This is a genomic window from Myxacorys sp. (genome assembly GCF_059501405.1).
Map to the genome: position 1 here is coordinate 116,521 of NZ_JCACCM010000144.1, position 25,874 is coordinate 142,394.

A 25,874-nucleotide genomic window follows, 5' to 3' on the forward strand; every position below is an offset into this window, starting at 1 on the left:
GCACTTGCCATCCCGCATACATGTCGGCTCCTACCAATTTCTGGTTCAGCAGAATTGTCTGTAGAACTCCATTCGCCTCGACGTATAGCGTCTTCTGAGCATCTCCTACCAGAGCAACACTGCCAGAACGTTCTAGATCGATTCTAGTACTGAGGTTAACTAGTTTCTGGCTATAAGGAGTTCTGCCACCGTTTGTAGAAACATCTATTCCAAGTTCGCCATTGCTGACGATCGCACTGTTGTCAATCAACCGCACTGTTAGGTCGCTAGGTTTACCAACGTAGTTGGCTTTGGGTAAGAAGCGTAGTTTGGTGTTGGCATCTGCTTTTAAGGTAAAAGCATGGGCATCAGATAGGTTTGTGGTGGGAATGTATTGCCACAAAGCCCCGCCGTTTGTAGAGTACTGCCAATACCCTTCATTCGGATTTGCACTATTTGCAGTAATGGCAATACCCGCTAGGGTGCCTGCGTCAATTGAATCGCTGAAGTTGCCCGAGAAGAGACTTAAAATTGTTGCTCCGGTAGAATCCGCGATCGTTAGATCGATCGCCGCTAAAGTCGTCTCACCTGCTGCCACAGGGGCATGATTTCGAGCAATTACCGCCTGCGCTAAGGTGAGCAAATTAGCACTGAGCGGACTTGCTTCTCCAGCCCGGTTTGGTTGAGGGATGGCAGACGCGATCGCAGCCTTGGGACTCGCTAGCGTACCCAATTGAGCCACCCCTGTATTGATATTGGTATCAAGAACGCTAGTGTCTACTAGATAAGCATTTAACGGAGGAGCTTCTACATTAGTATCCGTTCCTGCATGGTTGAAGCGAAGTTGATAGGATTTGGGTAGATACAACCCACTACCTGCCGTCCACCCCGATACAGAAACCCAGCTCGTTCCATCCGCACTGTACTGCCAGTTACCCAATGCTATTGAGGGAATCTCCGTGATCAAAATGCCCCAGAATCCTGCATCAGCCAGAATGCCATGATTGGCTTTGTCAGTTTGATCAAAGGTAGATTGATCACCATCCGATCCATCAGCAATCCCTGAATTGGCATCTGAGAAGCGAGCACCGAAAAGAGCGTCAACTGTTTTGATCGGAGCGTCAACATCTTCGTCTTGCCCCATTGAGGTGAGCCGAACCGCAGTTGCATAGTCTTTAGCAACTGGCTGGAAGTCGTTGAGCGCTTCGATCTTGCCTGTCAGAGTGACGGTCGTTTCGGTGTAGCGAGTGGTTCCTCCGATACCGACTGTCGATAAATTCACTCGTTGCCCAAGACCGATCGACGTTCCTGCACCATTGTCAACCAAGTAAGCCGTTAGAGGGGCAATGTCTCCATTGTAGTTGAGGGAAGGTTTGAACCGAATCTTGGTGGCTTTGGGAACGAGGTAAGCATTGGTCTGGCTCAAATCACTCGGCAATTGTAACCACTTGCTTTGCTGGTTATCGTAAACCTCCCAATGGCCTTTCTGATAAGCAAGCTGCTGCTCGGTGGCTTTCGTTCCAGTTGAATTAGGGGTAGGAAAGTCCTGAATAATGGCAACACCGATGAAGGTATTTTGGTTAGCATTTCCTGCATCGATTAAATCCTGGAACGAGGACGAGAAGAGCGCCTCAACAGTGCGAGCATCGTCTGTGGTGTCTTCTAAGAAGGTGGGAAAGGTTGGTGCCGCATCTTTGATCACCGTCGGCGCATCATTGAGAGGATTGATCTGAATCGTTTTACTGATGATTGCCTGACTAAACGGACCGCCTGACGTTTGGAAACGGGCATCTGCGATCGCTCCAACGGTAAAGTCAAAGTAAGAGCTATCGACGAGACGTGCAGCGATGGCTCCAGCTTGCCCATTGAAGTTTCTCCCAGGCAAGAAACGTAGTTTTGTGCTAGGAGACAGCAACAATCCCTGAGTTTCGGTTAGGTCAGAGGATATCCCTATCCAAGCAGTGCCGTTAAAGTATTGCCATTCTCCTTGAGCGTTTGTCGCTGCATTGCTAACGATCGCAACCCCTTTCAGCGTATTGCTATCTTTGTCAGTAAAACGGCTGCCAAACAATTGCTCAATCGTCAACTCTTGTGGAGTACTCGTGTTGTCTTCATTGATCGCGCTAAAGTTACCATCCTGGCGATCGAAAGTGATACTCCAGCCGTTGAGTAAGCTGCCGAAGTTAGCGTCATCTGTACCACTATCCGTATCATCTTGAACGTAGAGTTTCCAGTCTCCATTTAAGGTTTTGCCATCCAATCCAATAATTTGCGAGAAAGACGTTTGCGCTCCAGTGAACTCGGTTGGATCTGGATCGTTGGTGACAGAGTTGTTAGTTGGTCGGTAGGTATTGTTGTTTTGTAGGGGCGACAGCGCTAAAGCATCAGGGAATTGACCATCCGCAAAGCTGAGCGTTAAGTTACTAATCGGGCTACTGTCTGCTGCATCTGAAAGCAGAATCACTCGCTGCCCTTGAGGTCCTTCTAGCCAAATATCTAGATTGTTAGCTCTGGTTGCACTCAACCCTTTGAGTGTAACGGTCACCTTCTGAATTGTTCCGAGCAATCCTTCAACCTTAATCGGTGCAGGATAGAGATCACTGCGTCCAGCAGGTGGATTGAGTTCGGCTGAAGTTGGAGATCTTCTGTCATTGATGCGCTCCGCATCAGTCTGGTTAAAGGTAAAGCTGAGGCTGCTGACAGGAGCATCATTGACCGTATCAATTTGAGTCTGGAATTGCAGAATGTTCGTGTAGCTGTTGCTGTAGCTTGGCTCGGTTGTGATGTTAACTCTGCTCCCCGATGTAACCGCTACACGAGAATCTAGCAGGTTTACAGATAAATTCGTTGCAACGCCAAAGTAGTCGGGAGCCGGAACGAAGCGAAGCAAAGAATTGGCACTGAGCAAGAAATGCCGATTTTCAGCGGTTTGTCGATTTACTTCTGGGATATCAATCCAGTCTGCGCCCTCTTTGTATTGCCACTTGCCTTGACTAGGGCTGAACTTATAGTCACTAATGGCAATTCCCGATACCGTTGAATAGACGGAATTAGGAGCAAAGTATTGGCTAAACAAAGAAGCAACGGTTGCGCCTTCTAAGGTGATCAATGGGTTAGAAGGGCTGTCTTCAAAGACAGAGATGGCATTCTCAATATCAGCGATCGTGGCAGTCAGAGTGGGTGCAGTCGTCATAGTAGTGGTAGGAACTGTAATTCCGATAGATAGGTTAAGGGTTTGTTCGCTGAAAGGAGATGCGCCTCCGACAGGCGTGGCGTTGGGATCAGCGGTATTTAAGTTAAGACGATCGCCCGTTTGCAGAAGCTGATCTGAGCTTTGTCCATTTCGATCAATCAAGTGCACAGACAGAGGAGGCGTTTGCTGCCCGCCTGCATTACTTCGTGGAACGAACCGGAGTTGATCACTCGCTTTAAGAACCAACGCTGATTGGGAAGTAATCGTTTGGTCAAGCACAACCCACTGCTGTTGGGTCGAGTTGTAGTACGTCCAATCGCCAAGACTGACTTGAGGAACATAACCCGAGATCGCGACTCCGTAGAAGCTATCGCCTGGGTCTTGGTTCAAAAAGGTCGATCCGAAAATTTGAGCAACGGTTGCGCCTTCGTAAGCAGTGAAGGCAGCGTAGAGTTTGGTTCCATCAATGTCGGGAGCTTGATTAGACGCTTGCGCGATCGCTTGAGTTGTTTGCTGAGTGGCTTCTGCCGCCGTAATAAAGCTCTGCTGATAGCGATCAAGGGTGCCAGGTAGACTGGTTTTTAGTGCGGTCTTCAGCGGTGTGAGATCTTCAAAGGCTTGATGAATCGTGTCAAGGGTTGGATTGGTCAGTGTTGCTTCTCCTGCCACTTTTTGATACGTGTCTGAGAGAATTTGCACGATCGTGCCTTGCTCGATTTGAGCTTCCGTTCGAGCTGCACCAGACAGGTCAGGCAAAATCTCTTCCTGGTAGTAGCGATCGATGGTTTGCTGCACAAAGGTTTCTAGACGATCGGCATAGGATTGATTGCTGTTAATCACAACGTCATCGATCGCATTGCCAATAAAGCCCACCATCTCGATTACGAGATCTGCCGTAATGCCATTAGTTTCGTAGCCCCCTGCAACCCGTGTCAGGTTATAGAGCAGTGAGTCAAGGATAATGTGACTCTTGTAAACCTGAAGCCCTGCTGCCGCTTCTTCCAAGGTTCCGCTACGAATGGCAGAGATCGGGTCGAAGGTGCTGATATTAAGAGTAGTTGGCAGATTGAAGAAGGCTTTCAGCTTAGTTGTGCTAGCGGTCAGGTCGCCACCGCTTGCGATCGCCATTTCGGTAGCCATCGTCGTCAAGGGTGAAACGATGCTACTTTCGGGTGTTGCAACCATCGGGCTGACGATCGGTAAACCACTCTCTTTGTCTCGTCCCCCAATGACCACAATCTGACCATCGACTAACGTGAGTTCGCCATCACCATCCACATCTAATTCAGCTGTGTCGATGCCAAAGGTGTAGCTGCCATCTCCTAAAGTGAGTGTCCAAGCCTCGCCCTCATCGAGCTTCATGTTGAAGTTAGAGTCAAAGAAGACGGTTCCACCCACCACTTCAGATTGAACTGCCTTACCGCTTTTTTGAGCACCACCAATCTGGAACTGAAATAGTGGGAACTCAAATTTCTCGTTGAACACATCGAAACTAAAGGGTGATACACCCAGCGTTAAAGATGCTTTGAGGAAAGCGTAGATTCGTCCATATAGCTCAAAGAGCGACAGAGGGTTGCTAATGCCTGCAATAATTTCTGAACCCCGCACCTTGCCGTCGCTAGTGCCTAAATCACTGCCATATTCGCCTTTATCTTCTAAATCGAAATTGACATCAGCACCAAGTCCACCTCCCAGATAGAAGTCTGCAAGCGCTAGATCTACCCCAGCCCCCGCTTCAATTTCTGCGTTGGCATACAGTTCCGGTTTGTCCTCTGGATCAGCACTAGACAGGTAGCTTTCAAGTGTCCAGTCTTGTAAGAAGAAGCCATCAAAAATTTGGTAGCTTTTTTTAAGCGCAAAGTCATCTTGTGCCCACTGGCGGAACCCGTAGGTATCAAACCCAAACCCAAGATTAGCCCCTACTTCAAAGCGTCCTGCCAATTTTCCGTAGGCTGGAGGAAAGGGCGGAAAATTGAACTTCTTCTCAAGCTCAAACGTTAGCTTGAGTTCTGGCAAATTGTAGAGTACGAGGTTCACATCCTTGCCAAACAGCAAATTAACGATGCTGACTGGATCTTCCAGAATGGGGAACTTCAAGCCCTTGAGGTTCTTTAGCTTCGTTAATAAACTTGCTTGATCTTTGCCAGTGGGATTTGAGGATTTGGCTGCTTCTTCTGCTAACCCCTCTGTTCCAGGAAGTTTTGGAGCAGTTGCCTGGTGTTCGATCGTCGAAGTCTCAGTTGCAGGCGTCGGCAATCCTTTTTCGGCTGCTGCCGTTCCTCCGGTTGCTCCCCCAGTCTCTCCTCCAGCTTCTTCTCCGGTTGCTCCAGGTTGCTTTTCCGCAGGTTTGCTTGGAGTCAACTGGAGATGATATTCATCTAGTAAGGGGATAACAAGATTGTCTCCTTTTGCCAGTTTCGCGTTGACTTTTTCAAGAGTTTCGATAAAGTCAATGACTTTGACTACTGTTTCAAAGAAGTCAGCATACTTGGTTGCACCACCTCTCTTGGCTAGCTGAGAGAGGGTAAGCGCAATTTCGAGAATAGAAGCTTGGCCGTTTCCGTCTTTATCAAATAAGTTTGCAAGTCCTAGTTTTTTCAGAAGTTCAACATCGGTGCTGAGCGTCTTCACTAAGGGTTTAATTGGCTCAAGAATTTGATCAATGCCATCAAGAACAGGTTTTGCGAACTTGGTTAGGAAACTGCCTAGATCTAAGCCAAGATCTTTTAAGCCGATCGTGAGAGATAGATTGGCATCTTCACCTTTTGTTTTCTCAGCTTGACCTGCTAACCCCAGATCTACGCTGACCGATGGGAACGATGTATTTCCAGAAACCGAGGTCTTGAGATTAAAGGCTGCTCCAACTGTTCCATTTAGAGTGTAGTCAAAGAGTTCTTTCAGTTTGGTGCCATTAAACTCAGACCCACTCAATTCAGATTCTCGTGTTGGAATGCCAACTTCATCGATTTCGTAGGTATCTTCGGCAGCGGGTTCAGGAGTGGTAGGAGTCGCACCTCCACCCGTGCCTGTTGTACCGCCTGTTGTACCACCTGTCGCTGGTGCTGGAGCAGCCTTGACAACGAAACCCTCAGAGTTCTTGAGTAAAATTGCTGTCTTTTTGGTCTGCCCATCGCTAAGGCTGACATTATCTCCTTGAAGGATATACGTGTCAGGCAGGGGATCTTTCTCGTCTTTAAGGTTCGGATCATTGTTCTCGGCTGCATCGGGGTCAATCACAATAATCTCTGGAGGCAAAGCGCCAGCCTCTGGAGCCGCTCCACTAATTTCGATAAAGTTCATGACCTGATGAATGACCTCATCCTCGTCATTGAAGGGCTGAATGTAGTACATCTTCCCGGAAGGAAGACCGTCTTGCAGTCCCTTACTCACTTGAAAGACAATATCGCTACCGAGCGGAATATCGCCCGCAAGGGAGCCCGTGGCAAAGTCAATTCCGTAACCATTGAACTCTTTAAAGTTGTAAGAGTTACTTGTACCGCCCACCGATAGCTGACGACGCAATGGTAGACGCGGATCTTCTGGCTGTGGGTCTTCGGGATCTACGGTTCCTGCTCCTAACGTGAAGTTGAGCGGAACTAGTTTCTGATTGGGGAAGTAAATTGGATCGTCGATCGCGTCACCCGAGTAGGGGTCACGGTTTGGATCGATCACTCGATACAGTTTGACCGTGAAGAAGTTGGGAATCTCAGAGTTGTTGTCAACGCCTCCCAAGGTGATAGACACTGAGCCTTCTTGAGGACCTTCACCCTCTAAAAAGGCATCTAAGTTGTCAGCTCCGTCTTCTTTATCTCCGGTGTATAAGGTCGGAATACCTTGTTCCTTCGAGTCTGCCTCAATTTCAAATTCGTACTTGCGCTTGACATCGACATCAACGGCTTTCTTCTGAAGCAATGAGAAGCCAATGCCTAAAGCTCCTTCGCTATGCGTATCGCCCTCAGCGAGTAGACCTTCAGACTCTGCATTTTTTTCTAAGGTGTCTAGAATGTTCTTCTCGCCGTCATATTCTTGGAAGAAGCTTTGAGGATCACGATCAAACAGTTCTGCGTCAACTTTTAAGCCTTGAATTTCCTTTTCACCCTTCCAGTTGACTCGAAAGCGGCGAGTTTGTCCGTTGAACTCGACAGAAAGTTCGTCAATGTCGTCGTAGCCGACTCCCTGAAGAATCATGGGATGTTTCCATGTGTCCTCAGTCTTGGTGTAAGCGGCGAATGTATCGCTGGAGGTCAAATTTAGATCGATCGCTTCACCGCTCACATCGTAGGCGCGAATTCTAACCGTCTGGCTTTCTGTTCCTGAAGCAAAAATGGGATCGTCTTCTAGCCAAATGGTCACCTGAGGTTTGTGCCCATTGATGAAGTCATCGAGCGGAATTTGTTGTAGTTCTGCTCGTAAAAAGGCGATGTTGCCTGTTGCTTTAAAGTTGTTGAGGTCAAGGAAAACAGCGGCATCCGCTCCGGTTCGACTGGTTCCTTTTTCGTCTTCAGACACATCTAGGAGGAATGATCTTTCCTTGAGATCGAGCGTCATGCCGACTCGCAAATCGAAGTGGAAGATAGAAGACAATGATCCTTCAGTCTTTAATCCCAGAGCCGGTAATCCCAAATCGGCATCGAGAGCTACTTTGAACAGGTCATAGTCTTGTCCAAATGCCAGGTTGATCTTGACTTTCTGATCCTTTGCGTCGTATTCAACCTCAACCTCTACACCTGTGCCTTCTAGCTGTTCGCTGAGCGCATCGCTGAGTGCTCTAGCGAGAGAAGGACCTGTGATATATCGCTGCTTATCCAGGTTTTCGGTAAACGATCGAATAAAGTCACTGAGAAAGGGAGGCAACTTACCAGAGAGTTGACCAATCAGAGGCAAGCGATAATTATTGATCGCTTTTTCTAAGCTAGAAAAGCCTTGATCGAGGGAACCTGCAACAACATCATTCTCCAATCGACGGTCTTTGACAGTGAGCACCAAAGGAGATTGGGCATTGTCAAATTTCTTTGCGTAGAGCCCGGTTTTGCCTTCTCCTTCGTATACCTTCATGTCGAGCGGTAAGACGCGATCGATGTCGTAGCCTAGATCATTTGGAACGAGTTCCCCATCAATCAGAGTTTTGGTTAAATCCTGGTCATCGAGTCCGGTAATCTTGACTCGCTGGAAGCGTGCCCAATTGTTGCTGTCAAAGTAGATGGAATTATCTTTCCAGGACGGATCAGAGCCATAGCTGGGTGGCAGGGAAAGATCATCCGGTACGCCATCTTCTGCCGTCAGTTTGATATCGATATCGGGATCATCAGATTGGAACGATGTAAAGACGGAGAAACTAGACCAGCGACCTACAGAAACATCGTTGCTTCCAACAATTTCAACTCGGTTAACCTGATCACCGTCATCCACGACAACTGCCTTCGCGGTTCCCAGTTCAGAAACTAGCTTCCAGCCGTCTTGCTGATCCGGGCGCTGACCAAATTCAAACATCGTCAAGAAACCATCGCCATCGAGATCAAAATCTGACAGCGCTACATTTTGGTTCACCTTGTCGATACCGACATTAAACTGACTCAGATCAGTATTTTCGCTATCGTCATAGATTCCATCATCGTTCGCATCATCCCAGAAGAAATAGCTGCTATCACTCAGGGTAACGCCACGATGTTCACCTGCATCCCAATCACCGTTGCCATTCGTGTCAAAAAAGACGGCACTCTTCAGTTGAATCGGTTCTCCCCAGGTGTCTTCAGTAACGGTGACTTCTAATTCGTCAGTCAGTTCTGGAATTGAACCCGGTTCTGCATCTGGATCAAGCTGATAAAACTTGATCTTGCGTCCCCACGAGTCGTATGCCGCGATCGTAACGGTTGCTTCTCCGGTTTCTTCATCAAATTTAGGCTCATCCATCAAGTGAACCTGCATTTCCTGGCTGACGTTCTGATCCCAACGGGGGTTAAAGCGGAGTGCTAACCAGTTCGGGGCTCCTCCAGTGGTATTGCCAGGATCAGACAGAGGACGTACTAAGAAGGTTGCCGCCGAAAACTCGTCGTTGTTATCTAGGTCTGGATGTTCCGCGATCGTCAAGTAGCCTTTGTCTGCCGGATTGCTGCTATCGACGACTTGCTGACCTGACAAAATAAACCGGAAACCAACTTCCTCATTGTCATAGACTCGAACCGATGCTTTGGTATCGATCGGTGCAAGCTGATAACCAGGGGCTGTGCCATTGGGGTCGGGCAATATCTCTAGCTCAACGGCTTCAAACCGCTTAGTGTTTGCTTTGGCTTCTGCGGCTGTTTTGCCTGTGGCATCTAGTAAGCGAGTTGTGCCTGCCCCCGCCGATGTGATGTCCACTTTTTGAGTTAGGTTTGCATCGTTATAGAGTTGGATAACATCTTCTGAAATCACCTTGACGTAGTAGACGTTATCAGAAGACAGCCCTTCTGCTAGCGTTCCACTCCCGCCATCGACAGTAAATGCGACTCTTGAGCCTTGAATCAGACGGTGCTTTAGAGCCGTAATTTGGTCAGAGACAACATTCACACCATTCGGCTTGAAGGTGATGTCAAACCCTTCTGCGATGTAATCGTCGATCGGAAAGATGACAACGTTGGCAAGATCTTGACCGGGAGCAACGGTGACGTAGTTGATCTCTTGGGGCGTGAGATCAACATAGTTCTGGTAGTCTTCGCCTTGCGTTGCTGGAGCCGTTTGCCAGCCCTTGACCCGGTAGTAGATTCGCAGCCCTTCTGGGTTTCTGACTTGATCGGTATTGAGCTTTAAGCCAAAGAAGCCGATTTGTCCGGGTTCGCCTGCATCGAGAACCGTGTAAGCACTCACCTTGGGCAGGTCGTTATCGCGAATCTGAATAGTCACCGGATCAACGGCTTTACCGGCATAGTCTGGATCGTCCGATCGCACATCGGCATAGACAAAGCTCTGGTAGTCGCCCCGGACATGGATATCATCTTTTGCCCGCACTTTAACGGTTTGCGGCGCATTCCAGTTGTCTTCGTTAAACTCCAGTTGGATTGAGTCGCCGTAGTATTTTTTGTCAAGCGCGATCGCGCTATCATCAGGGCTATCGATTTCTACAATGAATGGCAGTTTCAGACTGCTATCGCCATCTCTCCATTGCCAGTCGGTGCTGGACGCATAACCGAAATGTTCTGCTCCAGCAGCATTATCAGGTTGGGCATTGCTCCAGTTTTGGTAAGTAACATCGGTGTGGTCTGTCCATTGCGTCCAGTTCTGACGCTGTAAACCGATCCAGAAATCGCTACCCGCTAGCTGAGTGCCAAACTTTTCCTGTAAAAACTGCTGCTCCTCAGCCGACGCAATACTGACGAGATGCCCGCCGAGTTCCCACGCTCGTTGCTGTGCCTGCTGCCAAGACATAGCATCGTTGATCAAAACATAGGTATGAGCCGGAAGAACAGGGTTGCCTTCTGCATCCGTCGCCGTAGGAGTTTCACCCCGCACCGCACCAGGCTGGAGGGTAATTAGAACTGTACCCTTTGGCTTAGAGTTGAGGCTAACTTGGAACTGACCTCCATCAACCCCTTCTCGAATGTCGCTCAGTTGATTGATATTAATGCCCGCCCGATCGCTGTCGCTAACAGGCACAACTGCCTGCAAGACTGGCAATGATCCATAGGTTGGATCATTGCTATCGATGCTGATGATTAAACGCGGATCAGCATCTTGATGATTGTCTACTAAGTTGTCAGGAGCGACCGGGCGCAGCAGAATTTTCTGCTCCCAGCTATTCGGACGAACTTGTAGCAGCATTTCTTCTTTGGGAGAAACGCTAATTCGCTCTTGTAGCAGTTGATTGGCATTGAAGCTGGCTCCAACTCGGTAAGTGGGGTCATTGCTGCTAATCTGAATGCCAATCTGTCTCAACAGATTCTGCACTGTGGGAGAGGTGCGAATCTCTTCTGGTGTTTTAAGCGCGATCGCGCTTTGCAGTTGTGTCGTGTAGGAACTCTGAAGTTGCAGAGTATAAGCCCCTTGAGCATTCCGAACGGGGATGCCCTGCAACAATTTGGATTTGAAGCTGAGGGTGTAATCGTTTTGGCTATTGGCGAGGCGAGATTGTATGGTGAGGCTGCCGTTTGCATTGACCGTCACAGCAAAGGGATAAATCCGCTCTAGCTGCAAGCGATCGCTATCTGTGTTGCGAATTTTGAGACTTACGTTTGCTTGAGGTTGAGAGTCTAAATGCAGAACATAAAAACCCTCACTTTTTTGTCCTTCAACTAGAGCAAGGTTGGGATTATTTGAGGCTGTAATGTGGCTGGCGATCGTTTGAGCTGTCTGCCCATTACCACTAACATACTCTAGAGAAACACCCGGACGATCATCATCTTGAATCGTAATGTGAACCGTTTGATCCATTCCTGATTCAACACTGAGATCATCGGTGGGTAGAAGCTGTAGTGTTAGGCGCTCATCGGTTTCAACAACGCCATCTTGCAGCGTCACTAGATTGAGGAGAGCTTGCGATCCAGATTGGGTCGTCCCGTCGAAGACAATCTCATTGCTCTTGCTAACCAGAGTACCGAACTGATAATGAGCATTATCGAGACTGAGGAAAACCGAATCGACTCCACGATCGGTTAAAAATGTCAGGCTCTCTAGATCCCCAATTTGCTGTGCCCGATTCGTGATGGGATCACCAAAGGTGCGATCGGTGTAGAGAATCTCGTTGAGGGTTCCCACTCGCTCAGACGAGAAGAAGCGGAAATAGCTACCATTACCACCATCGCGTTCGTAAGCATATAGTTCTGGGGTTTTGTCTCCAACAATATCGGCAAACTTTAGCCCGAGTGGCGTACCTTGAGGCAAGGCAATGTTGCGAAACGGATTTTCGGCATCAGGTAGCTTCTGCAAGCCATGCAGCAGATCAAATGCTGGGTTACCGAAATATGTTTGAAGCTGGTTGTTCGCATCAACGATCGTGAGATCTTTTGCGCCATCTTGGTTGATATCCGCAAAGTCAAAGGCAACAATGCTGCCGGGTTGCCCTGATCCAATGATGCCTGTACTTTGGTCGAGCAGAGGAACAATAGTTGTGGGGTCAGAAAAAGCAATTCCATTCGTGGACTGATTTAAGCGAACAACGAGACCACCATCACGGCTCCAAACGAGATCCAAGTCGTTGTCATTATCAGCATCTACCAGACGTGCTTCTGAGCCGTTAACATCTTTGCCCAGAACCTCGACATCGACTTTTGGCTGAGTGCTGCTTTGAGGAGTAAAGGTCAGTTCGCCGTTAATTGCCGTTGTGTTTTCGTAGAACTGTGCCCCTGCACTTTCAGAGAGGATGAGCAGATCGGCTTTTTGGTCGCCTGTGAAGTCAGCCGCAATAATGGTCGGACGATCGCCCACATAGCGATCGCCAGAGAGGGGAAAGGTTGCAGACCTTCCTTTCTTGACGGCTGTACCCTCTAAATTCTGAAAATCAACGCCTGATGTTGCTGCATCTTCTCCCTCAGTATGGCTAGCCACTGCACTATTCCACACGGCGCGAGGAATGGGAACTTCAACGAGTCCGTAGGCAGTTTCTCCGGTGCTGAGGGCTTGCCACTGCCCATTCGCATCAACTTTGACTCCGTTGGGCTGTTGCTCGCCGGGCATCCATGTTTTTTGCCAGGAGAATAAATCTTCTGCCACTGAGTCGCCGCTTTGCCAGATGCCAGTATTCTGCATTCCAATCACAATACTGCCGTTGCGGGTAAAGCTCTCGGTCAGTAGAGCGTTTAAGCCTTCCTCGTTGACGGTTGCTAGGCGACCTCCGATCGACTGAGCAAACGCCTGTAGCTGATCCCGCGTTCCTGCGATCGGGGTGCGGAAGTAGAAGCGATCGCTAATCCGCAAGCCTTCATAATTAACCTGCGTTGTTCCAGAGGAATCGGCTTGAGTCAGGGTGAGTTGGTTGCCTAACAAATCTGCTTTGAGAACGCCGCTCGTGGTTTGAGCACTACGATTGTAAAGACTCAGAGATGTTGCTAAACCCGCTAAAATGCTTCCCTGCTGCTTTTCAAGCGAGGTGAAGTCTGACTTGAGATCCAATGCACTCACACTGGTGAGCGATAGCTCTCCGATCAAGCTGTTACGACGGAGATTTTCTAGATCAAACGTATTGCCAACGTTGTAAATAAAGCTTTTCGCCTGGCCATCTTCGCTCTTGCCTTGAACGGTGATCATTCGGACATCATCGAGCAAAGACTGGCTTGTGCTGAAGTCAAACGGCACGTTCAGCGCGTCTTGCCAGTTGCCCTGATTAAAGACCACTTCAACTTGAGAAACATCGGGTTCAGTAGTATTTCCGGTGTAAGTGTAGCGACGGAAGAAAAGATGAATTGGGCTAGTCGGGGCGTGAGTGATCAGATCGCGATTGAGACTGACTCGAACCTGCTTAGTTGCCTGATCTAACGTAAACGCAACAAAAGAAGGATTGAGCAAACTTTGCGAATAGCGACGGATCTCAGCTGGCTGTAACTCACGGTTCCAGAACCGAACACCGTACACCGTGCCTTTGAGGTTGTCGGTTTGAGTGATGTTTGCACTGCCAAAGAGAGAATCGACTGTAACAGGTGAGATCGGCGTAGACGCACTGATTTGTCCTGAACCAATCAAGGTTCCATTAGCATAGAGTTTGGTGGTTAGCCCATCAGTTGCAAAGTTGATGGAATATTCTTCTTGGGCGCGAAGAGGGGTAGTGCTTTTCACGACCACCAGTTGACCCTGAGCATTTTTGAAATGCGCTTCCAAAAGACCCGTCGAGGTCAAGAATAAATCGCCATTGCCATCACGGGTATGCACGAGTTGAATCGGCTGCCCTTGATCACTGGTTCCATCCCACCGGAACGCCAGTTGAACTGTAAAGGCATTGCCCAAATTCAGGTCTTGATTGAAGTGAATATGATCCTGTTGTCCATTCAGATGCAGAGCGCTCGATACAGAGCTTTGAAGGACTTTGAACCGTCCCTTAAGTTGTCCTGTTTGGCTAGTGGTGTCTGCTGTAATTCCAATCTGGGCGGTTTGCCCTTCTGGGATGGTTAAATCGGTAGTTTGCGGATTCTTTTGGAATTGGTAGTTCGGCTTACTCGGATTTTCAGGTTGGTAGAGGTCTGCCACCTCCTGCTCAGTCAGTTCAGCAGCTTCTTGAGGCTGCCCTGCATTGAGATAGAGAATCCGAGCACTATCGCCTCCCAACTGATAAGCAGTGTCTGTTGTTTGAGTAGAATCGGTTGAAATCGAAGCGACGATTTGCCCTTGCTGGTCGCCATCATTAAAGGCGTCATCAACTCCGCGTACTCCGACTAGACGGGGTTGATTCCAGTCAGCCGATGTAAAGGTCAGTTTTTGCGCCGATAGCTCAACTTCTTGAGTGCCAATAATGCTATCAGTCGCGTTTAGATCTATAACAACTTGCTTGCCTGCGCCACCTAAAGGAGCCGATGAAAGCTGAACATAAACATACTCACTCCATCCCGACTGACGCACTCGAATCGGTAAAGATGTGCCTGCATCGTTGAGGAGATGTCCTTTTTCAAAGGTGGTTTTGAGTTCCTCGTAGTTTGCCGCTGTCGGATTCAGTCGTAGCGTTTCTGCATCTGCAAGTTCTTGATCTTTCGTCAGAACAACCGAGAACGATCGCGCTACTCCACCGATCGTCAAAATACCGTCGAGTCTTTTGTTAACATACTCTCCTTTGATAGAGATAATGCCAAATCTCTGTTCTGTGGACAGATCAAGTGTCGTTTGGTTTAATGCTAAGCCAGCCGCATTGGTAATTTGAATCGTTGCGTTTTGAATTGCCTGACTATCCCATTGCAGATCATCAACGTTAAATCGTAGAGTTACGGTTTGATCATCTGCTTCGCGCACAACAACGGAATCAGTTTTCTCTAGACGATTCACATTGGTAACACGATTGTTCTCTGTGTCATAGCTGAAACTGCTTTGAAGACTGAGAATTTCTACGGCAAGCTTGTCTGTATCCTCGATCGTGATCGCGCCTTGGCTCTGGCTACTGTTGAGGACGTAGTGACTCGACTCACTGTTACTCACTCCAGTCAGTTGCAGTTGAATCGATTGATTTCCTTCAGTTCGCAGATCATCAGGAGCATTGACAAAAATCGTTCCTTTGCGTGCGCCTTCTGGAATGTAAATAGAGGTCGTCAGCCCATTGCCAAAGTCAACCGACTCAATTTTTTCCTGAAGTGTACCGTTGACATTAATTTGGGTGCGAACCTGAAAATCAATGCCCTTCCATGCCTCTCCACTGTCGGCTCGAGGACGCAGTGCTGGATCTTCATTCAGCGTCAGGTTGCTGAGATTAAAGCTAACTGTGATTCCACCGCGCGGAGCGGGTTTATCTAGTAGCAATTCAAACGCGGCTAAGGAATCTCCTCCTTCTACGATCGAGCGCTGATCGACTGGAACATTGACCGATACTTTTGGAAAATCAAAGTTGCGGTTGACGAAGCCAAAGACTTTCGCCTCATCCGACAACATTTCTTGATAAGCGGGTTCTGCTAACGGAAGTCCTGGTGCCCATAGCACAGACTCAGTATTGACGTAAGACGCGGTTGCATTTGCGATCGTTGAGAGAGGGGCTTGGTTTTTGAGGGTAACGCCAGAGCCTTCATCAATGTTGTATTTCGCTTTCAGCGTTCCGATGTAGATGTCGTCTTGAGCAACGATTTGATCCCAAAATTGCAGGCTGCTAACGAGTCCTTGAAATTCGTTCGTATTACTGCCTACTGTTTGTAGAGTTAGGCTGGTATTTGCAGCGATCGCTTGACTGCCTGCTTTGTCTCCATCAATAAAGACTTGGAAACTAGTACCCGCTGCCAGCAGCGTTACTTTGTGCCACTCTTGCGCTTTTAGCGTGTTATGGTCGTTACCAACAAAATTGAACGCGCCTGTACCTTGTAATTGTCCGTTCACCAGGCTTAAAGCACCGCCACTGCTTTGTAGCAGTGTGCCTGTGAGAGAAGAAGGATTGACCCACAATTCGATCGCGTAATTACCAGTTAAAGTCAAATTACTGGGTAGCTGGATATAGTTACCACCACCCAACTGAAGCGAAACTGGCTCTGGGATGTTGAGATTTGAAGGCTGATTGACTAGAGCGATCGTCTGATTGGGCAGTGCGTTGTAGAACGAATCAGTAGAGTTAACATCAAGGGTTAAGTTAGTTCCCGGTGCACCTGTCAGAGCGATTTCTTTGAGTTGACTCCACGTGTCGCGATCGCTGGTGAAGGTGTAGGTTTGTCCGGCGATCGTCACGGTCACATCTTGCTGAGGACGGCTTGTTAATCCTAAGTAAAGCTTGGTGCTACCTTGCTCATTGAGTTTCAGTTCACCATTGACCCGAAATCCGTAGTCATCAATGAGACGAATCCCTGCTTGATATAGCCCCGAATCTGCGATCTCAACCGTAGCTTTATCTCCTCCCAAAGTCACTGGAAGCAGGACATAGCCTTTGTTGATGCCATCTTGAATAACGTTTTCAGCATTATTTTGAGTTTTATAGTCTTGCCCAGATGCCGTTTCGATGCTGGGATATAAGAATCCTTCTTGGTAAAAATAGGCGCTTGTGGCAGCCGTGCCCGCAGTGGGTTGATTTACCGAATCAACAGCAACAATGCGGACTTCAACCGTTTCGATTCCCTCTTGGATCTCATCGACGATCGGTAGAACATTAATGACTGCCTTACTTTCGCCGGGAGGAACAATGACAAAATTCTCAATAATGTAGGAGAATCCGCTTCCGGTTTGATCGAGAGATCGACCCGTTTCAGTGTTAATGCGCTTAAAGCGGAGTTTATCGCTGAGATACTCCGCTTCTGTGGGCCCAAAATTGCCAGTCACAACTAGCTCATATCGAACCGCTAATCCGTTCGGCAGCACGTATTGATCTCGCTTCGAGCCGACTTCGCCTGCTTCCCCTTCAATTACATAGTTTTGAGTGGGGTTTTTCCAATCTTTGAGCTGGATTTCAACTTGACCAATTTGATTTTTGTTCCAAAGTACTCCATTGTCTAGGAGTTGTTCAGAAGTTTCAGCGCTTAGATCATCTTTGCTGGAGTAGAGTTGCTCGGAGGCGTTTTGCAGAACATTGAGTTGATACCGAATCGGCAATACCTGACCATTGCGAATATGCAAATCTCGTTTATTGGGAAGGTCAGTTTTGTAAACCGTGTAGTTGTTCCAAAATTCAATGTTCTCAATATTAGTTGCAACAACTTTGTCGTTGGGGTTGGCGCGATTCGTGACTGTAAATCGAAGATCTCCAGATGGCAAAACTTCTGGAGTAATGTCATAATCACTATACTCCCCAACAATTCGCAGAGTATCGGTACCAGTACCGCCATCAACCGTGGCTTGCCCTGAAGCAGTACGCCAACCGCTGCCTGTTGGTACTTTGATCTCCGAATCACCTGTGCTTAAGTCATTCCTTCCGGTTCCAATTACGTCACCATTCGCGACATTTCCATAGACCAGAATATCGTTTCCGGTTCCTCCAAGCAGCGTGTCATTACCATTGCCGCTTTCAACGTAGTCATCGCCATCGCCACCATCTAGGTAGTCATTACCTTCCTCACCGCGCAGCGTGTCGTTACCCGCTTCGCCATAGAAGCGATCGTCTCCCCCAGCCCCTGATGCTAAATCATCGGTAATGGTATCGTCGCCATTGCCACCATACACCGTGTCATTGCCCTGTTCGCTCCTGATGGTATCGTGACCATCATCACCTCTAATGACATCATCACCGCTACCTGCTTCAATGCTGTCATTGTCTGATCCACCTTCAGCCGTGTCATTCTCGCTGCCTGCTTTGATGATGTCAGCGCCATCACCCCCATAGAGGGTGTCACCGCCAGAACTGCCGTCCAGCGTGTCATTGCCAGAACCCCCTTGAAGGGTGTCATTTCCACTTTCTCCATAGAGGCTGTCATCACCATCATTTCCAAACAGCACATCATTGCCATCACCCCCATAGAGCGTATCACTGCCCGATTCACCTCTCAGGTCGTCATTGCCCGACTCACCTCTCAAGTCATCATTGCCATCGCCACCATAAAGTGTGTCGTTGCCAGCACCACCACGCCAGTTATCATCACCGCCCTTGGCTTCACCAACATCGTCGCCGCCCATTAGATCAAGGGTTGTCCCTTCATCTTTACCCGTAACCCATTCCTGATCGTCGTCAACGTTGAGAAAGACTCTAACAGCAGAAATGTCATTGTAGGGTTCATCATAGTCCCAGACGGGGCCTTGAATAGTAGCTTCTCGCCCAAAGAAGTTATGCTCGTAGGTAATTACTTTTAGAGACGGTGAAAGATAGAATTTTAGGTGTCCTTCGTCATCCCAATCAAAGCTGTAGTCATCTAGGTCAATTTGATACCCAACGTATAAGCCTAACGTCTCTTGATCTTCCCCAAGCCCAGTGTCATCCTCCTTCATGTATGAGTTCTGACCACGGGCGGCATCATACTCTGGATTAGCTTCGCTGACATAGGTGTATGCTAGAGCTAGATTTTGAGGGGTTGTAATTGCAGGTACGATCGTCGCGATCGCGCCGTTAACATACTCCAAATTCCAGTCCGCATTGCCATTACTGAGGTTGCCTGTCACATCTTCAGACGCAGCAGCATTCGCTCCAGTAAGTTGTGCGAGTTGGTTAACAAATGCTTTTCCAGTAGCTCCTGCAGCAACATTACAGCCATAAATTAATAAATCTGCTTCCGGTTTGAGAGCAGCTTGCCAGCTTGTGAGTGCTGCTTGATAGCTTTGAATGGTTGAGTTGTTGAGAGCAACATGGCCAAGAAAAAGGGACGCTTCTGCTCCGTGAGAAAATAAGTGAACTGAGTCAAGATCTTGTTGTTGGTGTAAAACCTCAGTGATGTAGTTAACCCCATCTTCCCCAGATGGGATGAAATAAACCTCACCCTCAAAGTTGGGCAAACTCAAGCCCAGTTTTGCCAACGAAGCATCAACAAACGCGATCGACTTGCTCATCGTCCCTATCCTTGTAAAAAAAAGCTCACTCAGAAATTTGGTTGACCACAGAACAACACAAGTTGAACGTGGTCAACCAAATTTTTCACACCCAAAATTAGGTCAAAGCCGGATCAGTTGATTACTGACTTAATGTTTGAATTAAACAGCAGCACTGAGGGCAAATAGATTAGGAACCCCAATGGAGTGGGGTGGTTGCTCAAGAAATTTGTTGCTAACAAGATCGGTGTAAAGCGTCAAGTCGGCCTGTACTGTTTCAAGTGCGCGATGCAGTTGGTTCAGCTTTTCATCTGATGTTTCGCCATCAATGGAGTAGTTAAATTTACCGCTAAACATGGCAATCGGTGTGGTCGATTCATCACTCTTTTTCAGCAATGCATCTGTGATCGTGAGGTATAAAGGCGCGCGATCGTACTGAAAGACTAAATTCAGTGAAGCTTGCATTCCTTCAGCGCGCCAGGCACCCGGAGCCAACAGCTTTTCTGTAACATAGCTCTCTGATGCTCCTTCAGTAGATTCAAGGGCAATATAACCTCTAGCGTCGATGCTGACTCCCTTAAACCCTAGATTCGGTAAGCTTTGAGCATATTTTTGGGCAACGTCAGCTACCAGAATAGAGCCAGGAGCTTTATCGGCGATCGACTCTGCAAACATGATGCGATTAGGTTCGCCAATAATATTGACACCATTTGTGAACGTAACCTGCGCTGTTTTCTTGGTATAAGCGGGAGGACGAGCCAATTCCCAGTCTGCCGAAATCACACCGCTGTATCTCAGAATATCAGGGTTAATCAGCGAAGGATTCAAGTCTTGAGCAACGATCGAGATAACTAAGTCTTGAATCAGAAAACTTTGATTCATAGAGTTTGCTTTGTGTAGTATTTGGAGGCTTGTGATAGAAAAATACTTCTTTAGATAGAGGCATTCATCAATATAGGTACGTAAAAAGATTTTTTTATTATCCAATTTCTACGTATTAATACTGGGTACCTTGGTCTATTGGGCTACAAAAAAACTTTCAACTTGAAAACTATTTGCTAAAGTGCTTGAGGACTCTGAAACAGAAATGCAGCTCAGAATCCCCTTTCTAAAGCATTCTCTAACGAGACCTGTTCCTCTAACGCAACGTTTGCCTTGCCCCCTGATCATGGCTTCAGTCCTTCAAGTCGGTCATCAGATAGTTAGTAATACTGACATTATTCCTCTGCTGATTCGCTATCAATTGCTGCCCCAACTTTGCCGCGAGCTTGTGATTGATCAAGCGATCGCGTCGATCGAATGTAGTGCAGAAGAAGCAGAACATGCTTTGCGGCAGTTTTACGTTGCTCAGCGCATTACTAACGATGCTGAGCGTCAGGCTTGGTTAACGCAAACTCGTATTTCTGCGGATCAACTACAGAGTCTTGCAACCCGACCCATTCGCATCGAAAAATTTAAGCAAGCCAACTGGAGCGGCAAGCTTGAGTCACACTTTCTCTCGTGCAAGTCTCAACTCAATCAGGTCGTCTACTCGCTCCTCCGCATTGCAGAGTTTGAGACTGCCCAAGAACTTTACTTTCGGCTCCAAGCGGGTGAGCAGACCTTTGCTGATCTTGCCCGTCAATATTCTCAAGGACCTGAAGCCGAAACAGGTGGACTCGTTGGACCTGTACCCATCACGCAGCCTCATCCGACGATCTCTCAACAGCTTGCCCGTTGTCAGCCTGGTCAGTTGTTGCCGCCAATGCACATTCAACCTTGGTTTGTCATCTTACGCCTAGAAAAACTAATTTCTGCCCAACTTGATGAACCGACGCGCCAAAAGCTGCTCGATAACTTATTTGAAGCGTGGGTTCAAGAGCAACTGGCGCAAGTACAACTATCCGAATCTCTGTCTGAATTAGTGCCTGAACCAGTGTCTGAATCGCTTTCTTTCTCCCCAAACCACGCATGACCTCCACCAAGACCCCCATCTACGACTTTTTAATCACCACGCCCCCGTTCGATCGACTGTCTCCAGACGCATTAGAGCAACTTTCCATCAACCTGCAACTGTTGCGCTACCGAATGGGACAAGCGATCGTCGTGCGAGAAACACTGCCTGCTCAAATCACGGTTCTCTATCAAGGACAGGCAAGACTGCTAGGTTATCGGTCTCAAACTGCTTTACCTGAAACGTTGCAACTGCTGCGTCCTGGTGCGATTTTAGGGTGGGTGGGGCTTGTACGGGGAGTAGCATGTGAAACCGCGATCGCATCTATGGAATCGCTCTGTCTGACCTTACCTGCCAAGGAATTTCGCACCCTGCTTCAGCAAGAACCAGATTTTGCGGTTGCCTTTCAACAGCACTGCGACCCAGCAGAACTGTATGACTTGCTCAATGCAGAAGTTCAACGACGGGCGATCGGAGAGATAGACCTCAAAGCGCTGACGCTAAGCACAATTCCTGAAGCGGTTGTGCTGACTGTAGCTCAAGGCAAAACACCACTGAGTCAGCTTGATCCTAATTTGCTGTGGTTATTGAGTGGGGGCAAAACAAATGTTGCGATCGCCAGTCACCTTGAGCCAGCAAATTCCCCCGCCGTTCTGATAGTCGAGAGCCAGTCAGCTCGACTTGTCGGGATTCCTCATTTTTCCTTGCAACCGCCAACTCCGGCTTTACCGATCGAGGATATCCCTCGCCTATCCAGCGATATCATTCCATTTGCACCAGAGGTTCCGCCTGCACTGGACGGCATCGAAGACGCGCCTAGGCGTAAAGTGAAGTATCCCTATGTGCGGGGCAGAGGTCCGGTAGATGGCTCCCTTGCTTGCTTTCAGATGCTGAGCCAACATTGGCAAATGCCCTTTCGTCGAGATGTGCTGCGTCGAGCACTGGTCAATCAGCAGACGCGAACAGGTAGCTTGTCCCTGCAATTTTGCGGCGCGATCGCAGAACTTATGGGATTAACGTCTCAACTGGCAACCGTTCCATCAACGGCGGTGAGTCGGCTACAAACTCCGGTAATGCTGCAATGGCAAGGCGGCTTTGCGCTGCTCTACAAAGCTAGTGAGAAAGAATTAGTGCTCGCCATTCCTGAACAAGGAATTCAGCGGCGCAAACCTGCGGACTTCATCGAAGCGTGGGGTGAAGAAGGCGAAGTGTTGCTCTTGCAGCCCACCAAGAACACACCGAAACAGAAGTTTGGACTGCACTGGTTTTTGCCCTCGGTGATCCAGCACCGCAAAGTATTGCTCCAAGTGTTGATTGCGTCTTTTTTTGTGCAACTCTTTACCCTGGCAAATCCCCTGATTACTCAGGTGATTATCGATAAGGTGATTGTGCAAAACAGCGCCAGCACGCTGCATGTGTTTGGGTTTTTGCTAGTCATCATGGGCATTTTTGAGGCGCTGATGACTGGACTACGTACCCTGTTGTTTGTCGATACCACCAATCGAATCGATATGACGCTGGGAAGTGAGGTCATTGATCACCTACTGCGCTTGCCATTGCGCTACTTTGAGCGGCGTCCTGTGGGGGAACTCTCAACTCGCGTCAACGAACTAGAGAATATTCGTCAGTTTCTGACTGGAACAGCCTTGACAGTTGTGTTGGATGCAGTTTTTTCTGTGATTTACATTGTTGTCATGCTGTTCTACAGTTTGTTACTGACAGGCGTAGCGCTGGCAACAGTGCCGATATTTGGGCTACTTACCCTCACTGTTTCTCCGATTCTTCGTCAACAGGCGCGCGCTAAAGCAGAACGCAATGCGGCAACTCAGTCTTATCTGGTTGAGGTCATGTCTGGCATTCAGACAGTCAAAGCGCAGAACATTGAACTACGATCGCGCTGGCAATGGCAAGACCGCTACGCGCAATATGTATCGGCTGGCTTTAAGACCGTACTCACGTCCACTACAGCGGGCGCATTTAGTCAATTTTTGAACCAATTTTCTGGTTTGCTGCTGCTATGGGTCGGAGCCTACCTCGTTCTACAAGGTCAACTCACCTTAGGGCAACTGATTGCCTTTCGCATCATTGCAGGATACACGACTAGCCCCTTACTGCGTCTGATTCAACTCTGGCAAAACTTCCAGGAAACGGCACTCTCTCTAGAGCGACTCAGCGATATTCTCGATACCCCACAAGAAACCGAAGAAGCCGATCGTCAAAACATTCCGATGCCCGCGATCGCAGGATCCGTGAAGTATGAGAATGTTTGCTTCCGCTTTAATCCTGCGACTCCTCTACAGCTTGACCACGTGAACCTCGACATTCCGGCAGGTCTATTTGTTGGAGTCGTGGGTCAAAGTGGAGCGGGTAAAAGCACTCTAACTAAGGTGCTGCCCCGTCTTTATGATTTAGAATCCGGTCGAATTTTGATTGACGGGTACGACATTCACAAAGTTGAACTGTACTCGTTAAGACGACAGATTGGTATGGTGCTGCAAGACACGCTGCTGTTTGATACCACTGTGCAAGAGAACATTGCTCTGACCAACCCCGATGCCACGCCAGAGCAAATTGTAGACGCTGCAAAGACGGCGTATGCTCATGACTTTATTATGAGTTTGCCTAATGGCTATAACACACGAGTGGGTGAACGAGGAGCGGCACTATCGGGCGGACAACGACAGCGCATTGCGATCGCCCGAACCGTCCTGCAAAACCCCCGCTTGCTGATTCTCGATGAAGCGACCAGTGCTCTCGATCTGCACAGCGAACGCCAAGTCTGTCAAAACCTCATGGATGTCTTCCAGGGACGTACTGTCTTTTTCATCACTCACCGATTAGCAACGATTCGCAACGCCGATCGAATTTTGATGATGGACAAAGGCACGATCGCAGAACAAGGAACGCACAGCGAACTGATGAATATGAAAGGACTGTATTACTGCCTCTATCAGCAACAAGAATCGCAGCTCTAATACCAAATCCATCGATGAATGCAAAAGATGATTGCTCTAACATCGTACAGACGTTTCGCTGAAACGTCTCTTCGCGATTTCGCATTCAAACATTAAATTGATATAACGCAGATCAGGAAACCCTATGACGGCAACAAACGAACCGCCCCCAAATCACACCCCTCTTAGCGCAACGGGTACGTCTGCCTCTGCTCCTAAACGTCCTTCAAAACCACCTTCATTTGAGCATCCGCTGATGATGCAACAAACTTCGATGTGGTCACAAGCCATCCTATGGGGACTCATGGTAACGGCAACTACGGCTGTGCTGTGGGCAAATTTTTCTAAAATTGAAGAAGCGATTCCAGTGCAAGGTAAGCTAGAACCCCAAGGCACTGTCAAAGAGGTTCAGATTCCAGTCAATGGCGTTGTGAAAGCCGTTCATGTTCAAGATGGGCAGCGTATTAAGAGAGGCGATCTGTTGCTCAGTCTCGATCAAACTAGCCCACAAGCACAGTTAGCATCGCTGGCTCAAGTTCGGATGGCACTGCTGCAAGAAAATCAGTTTTACCAAGCGCAAATGCAGGGCAAAACAGTAGCCTTTTCAGAGCTGCAAATCCCGCCTCAGTTTCTTAGCTTGACCAAAAGCCGAGCGGCATTAGTGGCAGAAAATCAGCTATTTAGAACTCAACTTGATGGTTCAACTCAAGGATTACTCACCTCAGCTCAGCAAGAGCGATTGCAGTCAAATCAGGCAGAGCTGAATAGTCGCGCGATCGCAGCTCGCCTAGATACAGAGCAATTACGCCGACAATTGAGTCAGATTCAGATTAAGTTAGTAGGGCTAAAACAAACGTTGGCGCTCAATCAGAAGATTCTAACGGATATGAAACCTGTTGCCGAAAGCGGAGCAATCTCGCGAGTGCAATACCTCAAGCAACAGCAAGAAGTCACCACAAACCAATCGGAAGTGGATCAATTAATTGAAGAGCAAGCTCGCATTGAAGCCGCGATCACGCAATCACAAGTCAAAGTTCAAAATACGCTAGAAGTAGATCGTAAAGATAACACAGCGCAAATTGCTCATAACGACCAAAGGATTGCAGAAATTGATAGTCAACTAACGAAAGCAATCGTAGAAAACAATAAGAAAATTTCAGAAATTGATAGTCAAATTACTCAATCTCAACAAACCCTAAAATACAGCCAATTAAATGCCCCGGTGAGCGGAACTGTATTTGACCTCAAAGCTCACACCTCTGGATTTGTCGCATCTCCAGCTGAACCCATTCTCAAAATTGTGCCTGATGATTCACTGATCGCAAAAGTATCGATTACCAATCATGATATTGGGTTTGTCAAAGAAGGCATGGCAGTGGATGTTCGTATTGACTCGTTTCCCTTTAGCGAATTTGGCGATATCAAGGGCACGATCGTTTGGATTGGGTCAGACGCATTACCACCCACACAAATTCAACCTGTCTACACCTTCCCCGCCAAAATTCGGTTAGAAAAACAATCGCTGATGGCAGATGGACGAGAAGTGCGGCTTCAGTCAGGAATGTCGCTGAACGCAAATGTCAAACTCAGGAGCCGCACGATCATGAGCATCTTTACTGACCAATTTACCAAAACAGCAGAAAGCATGAAATTTGTTAGGTAATTCCGTCGCTTTTATTATCTTGCAATCATTAATATCGCTGCTGCCCTCCTCACGAAGTGGGTCAAAGATCCCCCCAACCGCAGAGCTAATTCATTGTATGAGGAGGAAAAGAGCATCAATGGCATGCGC

5 protein-coding genes are annotated in these 25,874 nt (G+C 48.1%); 3 read left to right on the top strand and 2 right to left on the bottom strand.

The window, feature by feature from the left end; genetic code table 11:
• A partial coding sequence (locus AC5I6P_RS19700; RefSeq protein ID WP_495695484.1) for a DUF4347 domain-containing protein occupies positions 1 to 19,216 on the bottom strand: 19,216 nt, incomplete at its 3' end.
• A gap of 141 nt (positions 19,217 to 19,357) precedes the next feature.
• On the bottom strand, positions 19,358 to 20,077 hold the full coding sequence (locus AC5I6P_RS19705) for a hypothetical protein (protein WP_495695485.1): 720 nt from the start codon (positions 20,075 to 20,077) through the stop codon (positions 19,358 to 19,360).
• 286 nt (positions 20,078 to 20,363) lie between these two features.
• Between AC5I6P_RS19705 and AC5I6P_RS19710 the strand changes: the two genes are divergently transcribed.
• The 3 genes from AC5I6P_RS19710 to AC5I6P_RS19720 all read left to right on the top strand — a co-directional run bounded on the left by AC5I6P_RS19710 (position 20,364) and on the right by AC5I6P_RS19720 (position 25,745).
• Entirely contained in the window at positions 20,364 to 21,149 is a 786-nt protein-coding gene (locus tag AC5I6P_RS19710) for a peptidylprolyl isomerase (protein ID WP_495695486.1), read from the top strand.
• Positions 21,146 to 24,103 (top strand): peptidase domain-containing ABC transporter, encoded by a 2,958-nt coding sequence (locus tag AC5I6P_RS19715; RefSeq protein ID WP_495695487.1) that lies wholly within the window; start codon positions 21,146 to 21,148, stop codon positions 24,101 to 24,103. The genes AC5I6P_RS19710 and AC5I6P_RS19715 overlap by 4 nt, the downstream gene beginning before the upstream one ends.
• Positions 24,104 to 24,227: 124 nt before the next feature.
• Entirely contained in the window at positions 24,228 to 25,745 is a 1,518-nt protein-coding gene (locus tag AC5I6P_RS19720) for a beta-barrel domain-containing protein (RefSeq protein WP_495695488.1), read from the top strand.
• The last annotated feature ends 129 nt before the right edge of the window (positions 25,746 to 25,874 follow it).

Excerpts from the sequence above, each read along its gene's own strand:
- AC5I6P_RS19710 (WP_495695486.1), top strand. The coding sequence starts at position 20,364 with ATGGCTTCAGTCCTTCAAGTCGGTCATCAGATAGTTAGTAATACTGAC.
- AC5I6P_RS19705 (WP_495695485.1), bottom strand. The coding sequence starts at position 20,077 with ATGAATCAAAGTTTTCTGATTCAAGACTTAGTTATCTCGATCGTTGCT.
- AC5I6P_RS19720 (WP_495695488.1), top strand. The coding sequence starts at position 24,228 with ATGACGGCAACAAACGAACCGCCCCCAAATCACACCCCTCTTAGCGCA.
- AC5I6P_RS19715 (WP_495695487.1), top strand. The coding sequence starts at position 21,146 with ATGACCTCCACCAAGACCCCCATCTACGACTTTTTAATCACCACGCCC.